This is a genomic window from Azorhizophilus paspali, assembly GCF_043587585.2.
Classification (GTDB): Bacteria; Pseudomonadota; Gammaproteobacteria; order Pseudomonadales; family Pseudomonadaceae; genus Azotobacter; species Azotobacter paspali.
Genome location: NZ_CP171449.1, coordinates 3752117 through 3767251 on the forward strand (window position 1 = coordinate 3752117; position 15135 = coordinate 3767251).

The 15135-nt window shown below is 65.0% G+C and carries 12 protein-coding genes and 2 tRNA genes; 2 read left to right on the forward strand and 12 right to left on the reverse strand.

Going from position 1 to position 15135, the window contains the following annotated elements; genetic code table 11:
• Positions 1 to 134 precede the first annotated feature (134 nt).
• On the reverse strand, positions 135 to 878 hold the full coding sequence (gene rlmB / locus ACGI6K_RS18120; RefSeq protein WP_376948988.1) for a 23S rRNA (guanosine(2251)-2'-O)-methyltransferase RlmB: 744 nt from the start codon (positions 876 to 878) through the stop codon (positions 135 to 137).
• The gene (rnr, locus tag ACGI6K_RS18125) at positions 875 to 3460 is read right to left on the reverse strand and encodes a ribonuclease R (RefSeq protein WP_376948990.1); all 2586 of its coding nucleotides are present in this window, start codon (positions 3458 to 3460) and stop codon (positions 875 to 877) included. The genes rlmB and rnr overlap by 4 nt, the downstream gene beginning before the upstream one ends.
• A 208-nt stretch (positions 3461 to 3668) precedes the next feature.
• On the opposite strand from rnr, the gene ACGI6K_RS18130 reads away from it, so the two are divergent.
• Together ACGI6K_RS18130 and ACGI6K_RS18135 are read left to right on the forward strand one after the other, a co-directional pair.
• Positions 3669 to 3755 (forward strand) — tRNA-Leu (locus ACGI6K_RS18130).
• Positions 3756 to 3862: 107 nt separating this feature from the next.
• Positions 3863 to 3949 (forward strand) — tRNA-Leu (locus tag ACGI6K_RS18135).
• A gap of 129 nt (positions 3950 to 4078) precedes the next feature.
• Here ACGI6K_RS18135 and ACGI6K_RS18140 read toward each other — a convergent pair.
• The 10 genes from ACGI6K_RS18140 to ACGI6K_RS18185 form a co-directional block, all read right to left on the reverse strand.
• Positions 4079 to 5371 carry an adenylosuccinate synthase gene (locus ACGI6K_RS18140; protein ID WP_376948992.1) on the reverse strand — a complete coding sequence of 431 codons (1293 nt, stop codon included), beginning with the start codon at positions 5369 to 5371 and terminating at the stop codon, positions 4079 to 4081.
• Between the two features lie 55 nt (positions 5372 to 5426).
• On the reverse strand, positions 5427 to 6614 hold the full coding sequence (locus ACGI6K_RS18145; protein ID WP_376948994.1) for an ATP phosphoribosyltransferase regulatory subunit: 1188 nt from the start codon (positions 6612 to 6614) through the stop codon (positions 5427 to 5429).
• Positions 6615 to 6648: 34 nt separating this feature from the next.
• On the reverse strand, positions 6649 to 6828 hold the full coding sequence (locus tag ACGI6K_RS18150; protein ID WP_376948996.1) for a DUF2065 domain-containing protein: 180 nt from the start codon (positions 6826 to 6828) through the stop codon (positions 6649 to 6651).
• Between the two features lie 105 nt (positions 6829 to 6933).
• The gene (gene hflC, locus ACGI6K_RS18155; RefSeq protein ID WP_376948998.1) at positions 6934 to 7803 is read right to left on the reverse strand and encodes a protease modulator HflC; all 870 of its coding nucleotides are present in this window, start codon (positions 7801 to 7803) and stop codon (positions 6934 to 6936) included.
• Positions 7803 to 8966 carry an FtsH protease activity modulator HflK gene (hflK, locus tag ACGI6K_RS18160; RefSeq protein WP_376949000.1) on the reverse strand — a complete coding sequence of 388 codons (1164 nt, stop codon included), beginning with the start codon at positions 8964 to 8966 and terminating at the stop codon, positions 7803 to 7805. Before hflK ends, hflC begins: the two co-directional genes overlap by 1 nt.
• A 95-nt stretch (positions 8967 to 9061) precedes the next feature.
• Positions 9062 to 10363: a ribosome rescue GTPase HflX gene (gene hflX, locus ACGI6K_RS18165; protein WP_376949002.1), complete on the reverse strand. Its 1302-nt coding sequence runs from the start codon at positions 10361 to 10363 to the stop codon at positions 9062 to 9064.
• A 13-nt stretch (positions 10364 to 10376) separates the two neighbouring features.
• A complete protein-coding gene (hfq, locus tag ACGI6K_RS18170; protein WP_012699425.1) occupies positions 10377 to 10631 on the reverse strand; it encodes an RNA chaperone Hfq in 255 nt (84 codons plus the stop codon).
• A gap of 89 nt (positions 10632 to 10720) precedes the next feature.
• Positions 10721 to 11692 carry a tRNA (adenosine(37)-N6)-dimethylallyltransferase MiaA gene (gene miaA, locus ACGI6K_RS18175; protein WP_376949004.1) on the reverse strand — a complete coding sequence of 324 codons (972 nt, stop codon included), beginning with the start codon at positions 11690 to 11692 and terminating at the stop codon, positions 10721 to 10723.
• A gap of 76 nt (positions 11693 to 11768) precedes the next feature.
• Positions 11769 to 13694, reverse strand: coding sequence for a DNA mismatch repair endonuclease MutL (gene mutL, locus ACGI6K_RS18180; protein ID WP_376949006.1), 1926 nt, complete (start codon positions 13692 to 13694; stop codon positions 11769 to 11771).
• Positions 13691 to 15130, reverse strand: coding sequence for an N-acetylmuramoyl-L-alanine amidase (locus ACGI6K_RS18185; RefSeq protein ID WP_376949154.1), 1440 nt, complete (start codon positions 15128 to 15130; stop codon positions 13691 to 13693). The genes mutL and ACGI6K_RS18185 overlap by 4 nt, the downstream gene beginning before the upstream one ends.
• Between the last annotated feature and the right edge of the window lie 5 nt (positions 15131 to 15135).

Here is a 15135-nt window from a genome sequence, read left to right on the forward strand (position 1 = left end):
CGACGCGATGCGGTCAGGCAAGGAGTGAATGACTCGTTGGACTTGTCGAAAGCCGGAACGCTGCGCTCCGCTCGGGACAAGGGGCGCAATTCTAGAGAAAGGGCCGGAGAGAGGCAAGGCACGCTTCCCCGCCCTCACGGCCTGGATCGCTGACGCACGGCTTCGAACAGGCAGACGCCGGTGGCGACGGAGACGTTGAGACTGCTGACGCTGCCGGCCATCGGCAGGCGCACCAGATAATCGCAGTGCTCGCGAGTCAGCCGGCGCATGCCCTTGCCCTCGGCGCCCATAATCAGCACGGTCGGACCGCGCAGGTCCACTCCGTAAAGCTCCTGCTCGACCTCGCCGGCGGTGCCAACCGTCCACAGGCCACGCTGGCGGAGCTTCTCCAGAGTCCGCGCCAGGTTGGTCACCGCCACCAGCGGCACCACCTCGGCGGCGCCACAGGCGACCTTGCGCACCGTGGCGTTCAGGGTGGCCGACTTGTCCTTGGGCACTATCACCGCCTGCACGCCGGCAGCATCGGCGGTACGTAGGCAGGCTCCCAGATTGTGCGGGTCGGTAACGCCGTCGAGAACCAGCAGCAGCGGCGCTCCCTCGCAGCGATCAAGCAATTCGTCGAGCATCGCCTCGCCCCAGACCTGGCTGGGACTGACCTCGGCGACCACCCCCTGATGGACGCCCTCGGCCCATTCGTCCAGTTCGCGACGCTCGCGCTGGCCGACCGTTATCCGGGCCTGCCGGGCCAGTTCGAGCAGCGCCAGGACCCGCGGGTCCTGGCGCCCTTCGGCCAGCCAGAGCCGCTTGACCCTTCGCGGGTGATGGCGCAGCAGGGCCTCGACGGCATGCACGCCGTAGATCCTTTCCAGATCGCTCATGTCCCGGCCTTGCTCCGGCCCTTGCGGGAGGGTCCCTTGCCGGCCGGTTTGGACTGCTTGGCGCTGCTCTTCCCGGCAGGAGCCTTGGCCGTCTTCCGGCGCTCCGTCTTGGCGTCCTTGGCCTCGGCCAGCAAGGCCTGCTTAGTCACCCGGCTTCTCTTCACGTCGGTATTGCCGAGCATGGCCTCGGCCTGGGCCAGCAGTTCGGAAGCCAGCGGCACCAGCCCCTTGGCCTTGTCCCCCTTGGCGCGCTTGCCCGACCCCTTCACGGTGCGCTCCTCGACCGACTCTTCCGGCGGCTCGGAGTCACGCCGACGCCCGGCCATTCGTCCGCGGCCGCCCTCGATCAGCTCGAAATCGATCCGCCGCTCGTCCAGATCGACCCGCATCACCTGCACGACCACGCTGTCGCCGAGACGGAAGCTGCGCCCGCTGCGCTCCCCGGACAGGCAATGATGAACCGGATCGAAGTGGTAGTAGTCGGCCGGCAATGCGGTGACGTGCACCAGCCCCTCGACGTAGATGTCCTTCAACTCGACGAAGATGCCGAAGCCGGTCGCCGCCGAGATCACCCCATCGAAGCGCTCGCCAACGCGATCTTGCATGAACTCGCACTTCAACCAGTTGACCACGTCGCGGGTCGCCTCGTCGGCTCGCCGCTCGGTCATCGAGCAGGACTCGCCGAGTTGCTCCAGGGCGGCTTCCTCGTAGGGATAGATGCGCGCCTTGGGCATGCTCGTCGCCCCCGCGCGGCGAACATGCGGCGTCTCGCGCTTGGAACGGATCACGCTACGGATCGCACGGTGCACCAGAAGATCCGGATAGCGACGGATAGGCGAGGTGAAATGGGCATAGGCCTCGTAGTTCAAGCCGAAGTGGCCGCGGTTCTCGGCGCTGTACACGGCCTGGCTCAGCGAGCGCAGCATCACCGTCTGGATCAGGTGGAAATCCGCTCGCCCTTGGATCGACTCCAGCAGCATCTGGTAGTCCTTCGGGGTCGGGCCATCCTTGCTGCGATGCAGGCTCAGGCCTAGTTCTCCCAAGAAGGCCTTGAGCTTCTCCAGGCGCTCCGCCGGCGGGCCATCGTGTACCCGGTAGAGGCCCGGCAACTCGTGCTTCTGCAGGAACGCGGCGGTCGCCACGTTGGCGCAGAGCATGCACTCCTCGATCAACTTGTGCGCATCGTTGCGCTCGGTCGGCAAAATTTCCGCGATCTTACGCCCGGTGCCGAAGACGATACGCGTTTCCTGGGTTTCGAAGTCGATGGCGCCACGCGCCTGACGCGCCTTCACCAGCACCTTGTAGAGCGAATGCAGTTGCTTGAGGTGCGGCAGCACTCCGGCATAGATGCTGCGCAGCCGCTTGCCTTCGGGACTCTTCGGCTGCTCCAGCATGGCGCTGACGCGGTTGTAGGTCAGTCGAGCATGGGAATGGATGACCGCCTCGTAGAACTGGTAGTCGGTCATCTTGCCGGCGCGCGACAAGGTCATCTCGCAGACCATCGCCAGCCGGTCAACCTGCGGGTTGAGCGAGCAGAGTCCGTTGGACAGCTCCTCCGGCAGCATCGGTACCACCCGCTCGGGGAAATACACCGAGTTGCCGCGGCGGCTGGCCTCCTCGTCGAGCGCCGAGCCGACCCTGACGTAATGGGAAACGTCGGCGATCGCCACGTAGAGGCGGTAGCCTCCGGCGAACGGGGCCAGCAGGCTCTTCTCGCAATAGACCGCGTCGTCGAAGTCGCGGGCATCCTCGCCGTCGATGGTGACGAAAGGCAGGTGGCGCAGGTCGATGCGCTTGAGCTTGTCCTTCTCGTCCACCTCGGGCTTGAGCTTGCGCGACTCCTTGAGCACGGCTTCCGGCCAGACGTGGGGGATGTCATAGCTGCGCAGGGCGACCTCGATCTCCATGCCCGGCGCCATATAGTTGCCGATCACCTCGATGATGTCGCCCTGCGGCTGGAAGCGCAGGGTCGGCCAGTGAGTGATACGGATCTCGACGAACTGACCGACCGAGGCGTTGGCCGTACGCCCTGGGGTGACCAACACCTCCTGCTGGATCTTCGGGTTGTCGGGAATCACGAAGCCGATGCCGCTCTCTTCGTAGTAGCGGCCAACGACGGTTTCGTGGGCCCGCGAAACCACTTCGACGATGGCACCCTCACGGCGTCCCCGCCGGTCGAAGCCGGACACCCGCGCCAGGGCGCGGTCGCCGTCGAACAGCAGGCGCATCTGCATCGGACTGAGGAAGAGGTCGTCGCTGCCATCGTCGGGAATCAGGAAGCCGAAGCCGTCGCGGTGACCGCTGACCCGGCCGAGCACCAGATCAAGCTTGTCCACCGGCGCATAGGTGCCGCGACGGGTATGGATCAACTGGCCATCGCGCTCCATGGCGCGCAAACGCCGGCGCAGTGCCTCGATCTGCTCCTCTTCGTGCAGGCCGAATTCCTCGGCCAGCTCCTCGCGACCGGCGGGGGCGCCGCGCTCGTCGAGACGCTGCAGGATCAGCTCGCGACTGGGAATGGGGTTATCGTACTTTTCCGCCTCGCGGGCGGCCTCGGGATCGAGACTTTGCCAATCGGCCATCAGTGCGTTGTCACCTTTTTCATGGTTTTCGTTCGTATGTTTGCCATTTGCTTATTGAAGCGCGAAATCCATCTGCCGGTCAGCTTCAAGAGAACAATAATTTTTTTCGCGGCAAGGGTTTACAAGCCATAGGCTGCTCCGTATAGTTCGCGCCCACAACGTCGAGACGTTGTAGCATGAAAATCGGTACATCAGTACCGGGATGCATGCCCAGGTGGCGGAATTGGTAGACGCACTAGGTTCAGGTCCTAGCGGTGGCAACACCGTGGAAGTTCGAGTCTTCTCCTGGGCACCAATCGATCGAAAGCTCGCTTCGATGAAGCGGTCTTGCGAGCGGACAGCAGGCTCCGCATCGTGTAGAACGATGAACACTGCAATAATCGACGCATGGTCGTCGCACGTGCCCAGGTGGCGGAATTGGTAGACGCACTAGGTTCAGGTCCTAGCGGTGGCAACACCGTGGAAGTTCGAGTCTTCTCCTGGGCACCACTCATTCAATGAAACCGAGCCACTGGCTCGGTTTTTTCGTTTCCGCTTCCGCAAAACCTCGCCAGCCTCATTCAATGGCGCGACGCCACAGAGAACGGCCGCCCACAGGCGGCCTGAAGCTATCCATCCTCAAGCGAACGGATGACGCAGCACTATGGTTTCGTTGCGATCCGGACCGGTGGAGATGATGTCGATGGGCGCGCCGACCAACGCCTCGATGCGCTTGATGTAGGCAAGCGCGTTGGCCGGCAGTTCGGCCAGGCTCTTGATGCCGACCGTCGACTCGCTCCAGCCCGGCATTTCCTCATATACCGGCTCCAGACCCACATAGCTGTCGGCATCGGTCGGCGCCTCGATGACGACTCCCTCGGCATTCCGGTAGGCCACGCAGAGCTTGACGGTTTTCAGGCCGTCCAGCACGTCCAGCTTGGTCAGGCACAGGCCAGAGATACTGTTGATCTCGATGGCGCGCTGCAGGATCACCGCATCGAACCAGCCGCAGCGGCGAGCGCGGCCGGTGGTGGAGCCGAACTCGTGCCCCTTGCTGGCCAGATGCGTGCCGATGTCGTCGAACAGCTCGGTAGGGAAAGGCCCGGACCCCACGCGGGTGGTATAGGCCTTGGTGATGCCGAGGATGTAGTCGAGATACAGCGGACCGAAGCCGGAACCGGTGGCGGTACCGCCGGCCGTGGTGCTGGAACTAGTCACGTAGGGATAGGTGCCATGGTCGATGTCCAGCAGCGACCCTTGCGCCCCCTCGAACATGATGCGGGCGCCTTGCTTGCGCAGTTCGTGCAGGCGCGCGGCGACATCAGCGATCATCGGCTTGAGCGACTCGGCATAACCCAGAGCCTCGTCGAGCGTCTTCTGGAAGTCCACCGGCTCGACCTTGTAGAAGTTCCGCAGGACGAAATTGTGGTATTCGAGCAGTTCGTGCAGCTTCTTGGCAAAGCGTTCTGGATTGAACAGATCGCCGATGCGCAGGCCGCGGCGCGCCACCTTGTCCTCGTAGGCAGGGCCGATGCCGCGCCCGGTGGTGCCGATCTTGCCTTCGGAGCGAACAGCTTCGCGCGCCTGGTCCAGGGCCACGTGATAGGGCAGGATCAGGGTGCAGGATGGACTGATGCGCAGGCGTTCGCGTACCGGCACGCCCTTCTCCTCCAGCTTGGTGATCTCGCGCAACAGCGCATCCGGCGCCACGACCACTCCGTTGCCGATCAGGCACTCCACGTTGTCGCGCAGAATCCCGGACGGGATCAGGTGCAGCACGGTCTTCTCGCCATCGATGACCAGGGTATGACCGGCGTTGTGGCCACCCTGATAACGCACGACGGCCGCCGCCTGATCGGTCAGCAGGTCGACGATCTTGCCCTTGCCCTCATCGCCCCACTGGGTGCCCAGGACCACGACATTCTTACCCATAACGCTTGTCCTCTTCGGAAAAACTGATGCCGGCCCATGAACCGGCTGAAGAAACTCAGGGTGCCAGCGGCACGACTTGCCACTGGCCGTCGCTCAACAGCAACTGCCGATCGCAGCCGCCGGCCCGGGCGGCGTCGATCCGCTGGCCCGGCAAGGCCTGAACCACGCGCTCGCCCTGGCGACGCAGGCGCTGCACCATCTGCCAAAGATAGACATCGTGACTATCCGGAGCCCAGATGCCGACTACCAGCTCGGCCGGCGCAACCTGACCCAACGCCACCAGGGTCTTCAGATCGGTGGAAAAGCCGGTTGCCGGGCGGGCACGACCGAAATCGGCGCCGATGTCGTCGTAGCGGCCGCCCTGGGCGATCGACTGGCCGACACCCGGCACGAAAGCGGCGAACACCACACCAGTGTGGTAGTTGTAGCCACGCAGTTCGCTCAGATCGAAATACAGCGGCAGTTCCGGATAGCGAACGCCCAGCGAGTCGGCGATGGCGATCAGTTCGTCCAGGGCCGTGTGCACCTCGGCAGGCGCGTCGACTAAGCAGGCCTGAGCTAGATCGAGGACCTCGCGCCCACCGCAGAGTTCAGCCAGGGCGCGCAGCATCGAAGCCTGAGCCGCGGGCAGCGCCGCGGTCAGGACCTCCACCTCGTCGACAGCCTTGCGCTGCAGGGCATCGAACAAGCGCTGCTCGATTTCGCCGGAAAGCCCGGCCGCCCGGGCCAAGCCCCGGTAGATGCCGACATGCCCGAGGTCCATGTGCACATCCGGCACAGCGACCTGTTCGAGCACCTCCAGCATCAGACTGATGACTTCCACGTCGCTGGCCGGACTGGCATCGCCGTAAAGCTCCGCACCCAGTTGAATGGGGCTGCGCGAGGTGGAAAGGGCCCGAGGCTTCGCATGCAGCACGCTGCCGGCATAGCAGAGCCGGCAAGGCCCCTCGCGGCGCAGGGTATGCGCATCGATGCGCGCGACCTGCGGCGTGATATCGGCGCGAAAGCCGATCAGGCGGCCGGACAGCGGGTCCGTCACCTTGAGGGTACGCAGGTCCAGATCCTGACCGGCGCCGGTCAGCAGAGACTCCAGGAATTCGATATGCGGGGTGACGACGAACTCATAGCCCCAGCGCTGGAACAGGTCCAGCATCTGGCGGCGCACCACCTCGATGCGTGCCGCCTCGGGCGGCAGAACTTCCTCGATACCATCCGGCAGTAGCCAGCGGTCTACCGTTGCCATTACGCCTTTCCTCTCTCGATCCGGGCGGCAAGCCTCAGTGAAGCAAATGAAGGAGGGCGGTTCCCAGCAGCATGCTGGCCAGCCCCACGAGACGCAACTGGCGGTCCGACAACTGCACTACCAGTACGACCGCCCTGCGCCAGCGTCGCGGATTGAGGAATGGCAGGATGCCTTCGAGCACCAGGCACCAGGCAATTGCGAGTTCCTGCCACATGATTCCCACAGACGCAAAAAAGCCGGGGTTTTCCCGGCTGGCCCATCATACCACGTTTTCCTGCCAAGGCATCCCGGCGGGGCCCACGGCCCCACCGGGCATCCATCATGGATTGGCCTGCTCCAGATAGCGGAAGAATTCGCTCTTCGGATCCAGGACCAGCACGTCCCTCTTGTCCGCAAAGCTGCTGCGATAGGCCTGCAGACTGCGGTAGAAGGCGTAAAACTCCTGATCCTGCCTGTATGCCTGGGCGTAGACATCGGCGGCCCGCGCATCGCCCTCGCCCCGAACCTCTTCCGCCTTGCGATAGGCCTCGGCCAGCAGGACCCGGCGCTGGCGATCGGCGTCGGCCCGTATGCCTTCAGCCAGCTCCTTGCCCTTGGCGCGGTGTTCGCGGGCCTCGCGCTCGCGCTCGGTGCTCATGCGCTCGAACACGCTGCGGTTGACCTCCTTCGGCAGGTCGATGGCCTTGACCCGCACGTCGAGCACCTCGATTCCCAGCTCCTTGCGCGCCATCCGATCAAGCATCTGGGTGATGTCCGCCATTAACGCATCGCGCTCGCCGGAAACCACCTCGTGCAGGGTGCGCTTGCCGAACTGGTCGCGCAGTCCCGATTCGAGACGACGCAGCAGACGCTCGTCGGCAACCTGCTTGAGACCGGACGTAGCGGTATAAAAGCGCTCGGCATCCGCCACCCGCCACTTGGCATAGGCATCGACCATCACCGCCTTCTTCTCAAGGGTGAGGAAACGCTGGGTCGGCGAATCCAGCGTCACCAGACGGGCATCGAACTTGCGCACCTTGTTGACATAGGGAATCTTCACGTGCAACCCGGGCTGCACATCGGCCTCGACGATGCGGCCGAAGCGCAGCAAAACGGCCCTTTCGGTTTGCGCCACGATGTAGAAGCTGTTCCAGGCGACGACGGCCAGGACCACTCCGACGACCAGGGCGATCACGGACTTGTTGCTCATCAACGCCTCTCCCTCGAACGCAGGTCCCGCTGCTGCAGATCATTGATGATCTGCGAGCCCATGTCGGCGGCGCCCGGCACGGCAGGCGCCGACGAACTGGCCGCCGGGCCACCAGTACGCCCCTCGAGCATCTTGTCGAGCGGCAGGTAGAGCAGGTTGTTCTGCCCACCCTCGGTAGCAACCAGGACCTTGCTGCTGTTGCTCAAAACCTCCTGCAGGGTATCCAGATAAAGGCGCCGACGCATTACCTCGGGTGCCTTGCGATATTCCGCCACCAGCTTGCCGAAGCGCTGCGCCTCGCCCTCGGCACGGGCCACGACCTCCTCGCGATAACCGTTGGCATCCTCGAGAATCCGCTGGGCCTGGCCGCGCGCCTCCGGAATCACCCCGTTGGCGTAGGCTTCGGCCTGGTTGCGTTCGCGCTGTTCATCCTCGCGCGCCCGAATCACGTCGTCGAACGCCTCCTGGACCTCGCGCGGCGCCTGGGCGTTCTGCACGTTCACCTGAGTCACGACGATGCCAGTCCGGTAGGCATCGAGAAAACGCTGCAAGCGCTCGCGCACCTCGCTCGCCAGCAGCTCGCGCCCTTCGGTGAGCACCTGGTCCATCTCGGTGGAACCCACTACATGGCGCAACGCACTGTCGGTGGCATGCTGCAGACTGACCTCGGGCTGATCCACGTTCAGCACAAAATCCTTCAGGTTACTGATCTTGTATTGCACGGTGAGCGGCACCTCGACGATGTTCTCGTCCTCGGTGAGCATCTGCCCCTGCTTGCTGTAGGCCCGCTCGCGGGTGACGTTCTCCACGAACTTGCGATCGATCGGCGGGAAATGAATGTTCAGGCCGGGCCCGACGGTTTCGTGATACTTGCCGAAGCGCAGCACTACGGCCTGTTCCTGCTCGTCCAGCACGTAGACCGCGCTGTACAGCCAGAAAGCCGCCAACACGGCCAAGGCTATGCCGAACAGGCCCAGACCGCCGCCGCCCTTGCCACCCGTTCCATCACCGCCACGCTTCTTGCCACCTAGCATGCCGTTCAGGCTTTCCTGCAACTTGCGAAACGCCTCATCGAGGTCCGGCGGTCCCTTGCGGTCACCTCCGCGACGTCCCCCCCAGGGATCCTGATTGTTAGAATTGCCACCCGGCTCATTCCAAGCCATAGCGCTCTCCATTCGAAAAACACAGACGCGCCCACGGCACGCCGCCCCATGCTACTCAATTGCCTGCTTCCGGCGGCAAAACACCGGCTGCGCTTTCATTGCAAAGTATGTTGCGCGATGAACTCATCCGGCCGCAGTCCTTCCCGACTGACCAGACGATTAAGTTCGATCCGTGGCAAACGCACGGCCAGCAGACTCCCCCCTTCCTCGTCATGCGTCTCGCTGCGTACCGCCCCGAGCGAGAAGAACTGCGCGCGCAGACGTCCCAGCCCCTGCGGCAGGCGCAGGGTTCCGACGAACAAATCATTTCCCAGCAGCTCGGCGATGGCCTGACGCAACAGCTCCAACCCACGCCCGTCGCGGGCCGATACCCAGACCCGCAGCGGCTTGCCATCGACATCGCGCTGAATCTGCGGCTCCATGTCTTCGAGCAGATCCAGCTTGTTGTAGACCTCGAGAATCGGCAGGTGGTCGGCGCCGATCTCTCCCAGCACGGCCATGACCTGCTCGATCTGCGCCATGCGCTCAGGCTCATGGGCATCGATCACGTGCAGCAGTAGGTCGGAATTGCTCGACTCCTCCAGCGTAGCGCGGAATGCCTCGACCAGCTTGTGCGGCAGATGGCGGATGAAGCCCACGGTATCGGCCAGCACCAGCGCCCCCAGGTCGTCTAGCTCGAGCCGGCGCAAAGTCGGATCGAGGGTGGCGAACAACTGGTTGGCCGCATAGACCCCGGAAGCCGTCAAGGCGTTGAACAGGGTGGACTTGCCGGCGTTGGTGTAACCGACCAGGGAAACCAGGGAAATCTCCGCGCGCCGGCGACCGCGCCGCGCCTGCTCGCGCTGGCTGCGCACCTTCTCCAGACGCTGGCGAATCTGCCGGATACGCATCCGCAGCAGGCGCCGGTCGGTTTCCAACTGGGTTTCCCCAGGTCCGCGCAGACCGATACCGCCCTTCTGCCGCTCCAGGTGGGTCCAGCCACGCACCAGCCGCGTGCTCATGTGCTCCAGTTGGGCCAGCTCGACCTGCAACTTGCCTTCGTGGGTACGCGCGCGTTGGGCGAAAATGTCCAGGATCAGGCCAGTGCGGTCGAGCACCCGGCACTCGAAGGCGCGCTCCAGGTTGCGCTCCTGGCTGGGTGTCAGGACGTGATTGAAAATGACTAGTTCGGCCTGCTCGGTCCGGACCAGATCGTGCAGTTCCCCGACCTTGCCGGTACCGATCAGGTACTTGGCGCTCGGCTGGTGGCGCGCCACACCGACGAACGCCACCACGTCGGCGCCTGCCGAGCGGGCGAGCTCTTGGAACTCCTGCGGGTCCTCACGCGCCTCGGGATCCTGACCTTCCAGGTGAACCAGAATGGCTCGCTCACCACCACCAGGGCGCTCAAAGAACAAGGTGGGCTCCTATTCAGGCGTTGCCGGGTTCGGGCTGCTCGCCCTCGCTCGCGGTGGGCAGACGCACGGGACGGCTCGGCACCACGGTGGAAATCGCGTGCTTGTAGACCATCTGGCTGACAGTGTTCTTCAGCAAAATCACGAACTGGTCGAAGGACTCGATCTGGCCTTGCAGCTTGATGCCATTGACCAGATAGATGGAAACCGGAACGCGCTCTTTACGCAGGGTATTAAGGTAAGGGTCTTGTAGCGAATGCCCTTTTGACATGTGGAATTCTCCTTTCAGGGATGATTTAGAAATCGAAGAAAAATGGCGGACCGCTTCTGGAAAACCCGAAACGGCAGCAAGAACTGGAATCAGGCCAATATGGCGGCCGTCTCCAGGTATTTCAAGGTGCGTTGTAGATTGTCGTCCCCCAGACTGTCCAACCAGTGAAGGTCGGTCCAGTTACGCAACCAAGTGAACTGCCGCTTGGCCAGTTGGCGTGTCGCGATGATGCCGCGCTCGACCATCTGCTCCCGTGTCAGTAGGCCATCCAGATGTTCCCATACCTGCCTATAGCCGACCGCACGCATGGAAGGCAAGTTCGCATGCAGATCGCCGCGCCGCCACAGAAGCTCGACCTCGTCGACGAAGCCCTGCTCCAGCATCAGGCGGAACCGCCGGGCGATCCGCTCGTGCAGAATCTGCCGCTGCGTCGGCGCAATTGCGAGATGGACGACAGTATAAGGCAAATGCTCCCCAGCCGGCCTGTCGGATAGAGGATTTTGCGCAACCTGACGCAAGCGGTGGGCCGTCATAGACAGGCCGCTGACCCGATAGACCTCCAGAGCCCGCACCAGACGCTGGGGATCGTTGGGATGGATACGCGCCGCCGACTCCGGATCGACCGTCGCCAGTTCCTGGTGCAAGGCCGCCCAGCCTTCCGCGGCGCCCCGCGCCTCCAGCTCCGCGCGCAGCGCCGGATCGGCGCTCGGCATGTCCGCCAGCCCTTCCAACAGGGCCTTGTAGTACAGCATGGTGCCGCCCACCAGCAGAGGGATGCGCCCCCGGGCGCTGATCTCGGCCATGGCCGCCAGGGCATCGTCGCGGAATTCGGCGGCGGAATAGCTTTCCGCCGGATCGCGGATATCGATGAGACGGTGGGGAAACTCCGCCAGCAGTGCCTTCGCGGGCTTGGCCGTACCGATGTCCATGCCCCGGTAGACCAGCGCCGAGTCGACGCTGATCAGCTCGCACGGCAGGACCCGCGCTAGCTCCAGCGCCAGGTCGGTCTTGCCGGAAGCGGTCGGTCCCATGAGAAAGATGGCGGGAGGCAGGCGGGACATCGGCGGGCTCGGCACGAACACGAAAGAGGGCATAGTTTCAGATGCTGGACAACGGGCCGCAAGCGGCCGCGCCCGGTCAACGGCCGCGCAAGAACAGTTTATCGAGGTCGGCCATACCCAATTGCGTCCAGGTCGGCCGCCCATGATTGCACTGGCCGCTGCGTTCGGTGCTCTCCATATCGCGCAACAGGGCGTTCATCTCCGGCAGGGTCAGGCGCCGGTTGGCGCGCACGGAGCCATGGCAGGCCATGGTCGCTAGTAGTTCGTTGAGATGGGCCTCGATGCGGTCGCTGCTACCGTACTCCAGGAGATCGGCCAGCACGTCGCGCACCAGTTGGCCTGCCTCGGCCTGCCGGAGCAGGGCCGGCGTCTGGCGGATCGCCAGGGTTTCCGGTCCGAGGCGCTGCAACTCGAATCCCAGCCGCTGGAACCACTCGGCATGCTCCTCGGCGCAATCCGCCTCGCGCTGGCTCAGGGCCAAGCCTTCCGGCACCAGCAGTGGCTGGCCGCGCAACCCCTCGCTCGCCATCGCGGTCTTCAGCCGCTCGTAGGTGATCCGCTCGTGGGCCGCATGCATATCGACCAGCACCAGCCCCTGGGCATTCTCGGCGAGGATATAGATGCCTTTGAGCTGGGCCAGGGCATAGCCGAGCGGCGGAATGCCACCCGGCGAAGTATCGCCCAGCAAGGCATCGCCCGGCGGAGTACCGCCCTCCTCTCCCGTTCGGGTCGCAGGTTCGGCCCGCGGCTCGGCCAGCGGTGCGAAGAACTCGCGATACACCCCGCCGGCCTCAGCGGAACGCGCCGGGCGCGGCGAAGGAGCCTGATAGCCGGCACCCGCGCCTTTCCAGGCCGCAGGCCTGGCAAGCTCGCGCGTGGGCGGGGTGGAGGACAGCGGCATCTCCTCCTGTCCACGGAACTCGCCAGCGGCGGCCCCGGAAGCTGGCGCCGGCAACGCCACGGCAGCAGGCGCCGCTAGACGATCCTCGGGACGCGCCTCGCCCAGGACACGATGCAGGGTCCCGTAGAGGAAGTCGTGGATCATGCGGCTGTCGCGGAAACGCACCTCGTGCTTGGTCGGGTGCACGTTGACATCCACCACCGCCGGATCGACCTCGAGGAACAGCACGAAGGTCGGATGCCGACCGTTGAACAGCACGTCGCGATAGGCCTGGCGCACCGCGTGGGCGACCAGCTTGTCGCGCACCATGCGGCTGTTGACGTAGAAATACTGCAGATCGGCCTGGCTGCGCGAGAAGGTCGGCAGGCCGACCCAGCCCCACAGGCGCAGGCCGGCCCGCTCGACCTCGATGGGCAGCGCCTGCTCCAGGAAGGCCGGCCCGCAGACCGCCGCCACCCGCCGCGCCCGCGCCGTCTCGTCGCCGGCCTCGTGCAAGGCCAGCGCGCTACGACCGTTGTGGCGCAGGTGGAAGGCCACCTCGAAGCGCGCCAGGGCCAGGCGCCTGACGACTTCCTGGAGGTGCTCGAATTCGGTCTTCTCCGCGCGCAGGAACTTGCGCCGCGCCGGCGTATTGAAGAACAGGTCGCGCACCTCGACAGAGGTGCCGACCGGGTGGGCCGCCGGCTGCACCCGCGCCTCCATGTCGCGCCCCTCGGTTTCCACTTGCCAAGCTTGCTCGGCATCGGCGGTACGCGAAGTCAGGGTCAGGCGCGCCACCGAACCGATCGAGGCCAGCGCCTCGCCGCGAAAGCCCAGGCTCGCCACCCGCTCGAGATCCTCCAGTTCGCGGATCTTACTGGTGGCGTGGCGGGCCAGGGCCAGCGGCAGGTCGTCGGCGGCGATGCCGCAGCCGTCGTCGCGCACCCGCAACAGCTTGACGCCGCCCTGCTCCGCCTCGATGTCGACGCGCCGCGCGCCGGCGTCCAGGCTGTTCTCCAAAAGCTCCTTGGCCACCGAGGCCGGCCGCTCGACCACTTCGCCGGCGGCAATCTGGTTGGCCAGCCGCAGGCTCAGCAGTTGGATGCGCGCCGGACCGCTCATGGCCGCCCCGCCAGGGTGGCGGCCGGGATGTCGAGGACCTGGCCGATCTTCAAGTCGTCGTTCTTCAGGCTATTGGCTCGACGCAGCGCCACCATGTCGACCTGATAGCGCTCGGCGATTAGCGCCAGGGTTTCGCCAGAGGTGACCACATGCTCCTGCCGCCCGCGGGCGATCTTTCCGGAGTCGCGCAGCCAGGCGATATAGGTGCCCGGCGGCGGACTCTGGTGGAAAAATTGGCGCACCCCGCCATGGATGGCGCGCGCCAGCGCCTGCTGGTGATTGCGGGTCTGCAGCTTCTCGGACTCGCCGGGGTTGGAGATGAACCCGGTCTCCACCAGAATCGACGGGATGTCCGGCGACTTCAGCACCATGAACCCGGCCTGCTCCACCCGCTCCTTGTGCAGCGGAGTGATCCGCCCCATGTTGCTCAATACCTTCTGGCCGATGTTCAGACTGGAAGACAGCGAAGCGGTCATCGACAGGTCGAGCAGGACGCCGGCGAGCATGCGGTCCTTATCTTCCAGACTGACGCTGCCGGCGCCGCCGATCAGGTCCGAGCGGTTCTCGCTATCGGCCAGCCAGCGTGCCGTTTCCGAGGTCGCGCCGCGATCGGACAAGGCGTAGACCGAAGCACCGAAGGCCGACGAGCGCGGCGCGGCATCGGCATGGATGGAGACGAACAGGTCGGCGCCCTTCTTGCGCGCGATCTCGGTACGCCGGCGCAGCGGGATGAAATAGTCGCCGGTACGCACCAGTTCGGCGCGAAAGCCTTTCTCGGCGTTGATCTGGCGCTGCAGTTCGCGGGCGATGGCCAGTACGACATGCTTTTCCTGCGCCCCCTGCGGGCCGATCGCGCCGGGGTCCTCGCCGCCGTGGCCGGCATCGATGGCGATCACGATATCGCGCTGCCCCCTGGACAGTGGCGTGGTCGCCTTCGCCGCCGGCTTGGTCGGTGTCACCACCGGAACCGGCACAGGTACTGGCACGGGCACCGGCTTGGTGGTTGCGACGCGCGTCGGCGGCAGCTCGGGCGCCACGCTCGGCTTTTGATCGTAGAGATCGAGCACCAGACGATGGCCATACTGCTGATTGGGAGCGAGGGTGAAGCTCTTGGGCACCACCGCCTCGGACAGATCGAGAACCAGGCGCAGGTCGTTCGGCGTCCGCTGCGCCGCGCGCAGGCCGCTGATCGGGGTGTTGCCCAGGGCGAGCTTATCCAGTTGGGTGCTCAACTGGGCGCCACTGAAGTCGATGACGATCCGGTGCGGTGCGGTCAGGGTGAAGACGCTGTGCTGCACCTGGCCGCTCAGATCGAAAACCAGGCGGGTGTTGTCCGGAGCCCGCCACAGGCGCACGCCACGTACCTCCGCAGCGGCCAGGGCGTCGACGGCCAGGGAGGCGAGCAGCAGGCCGACGACGCTAGTCCAGGCGTGCATGGGAA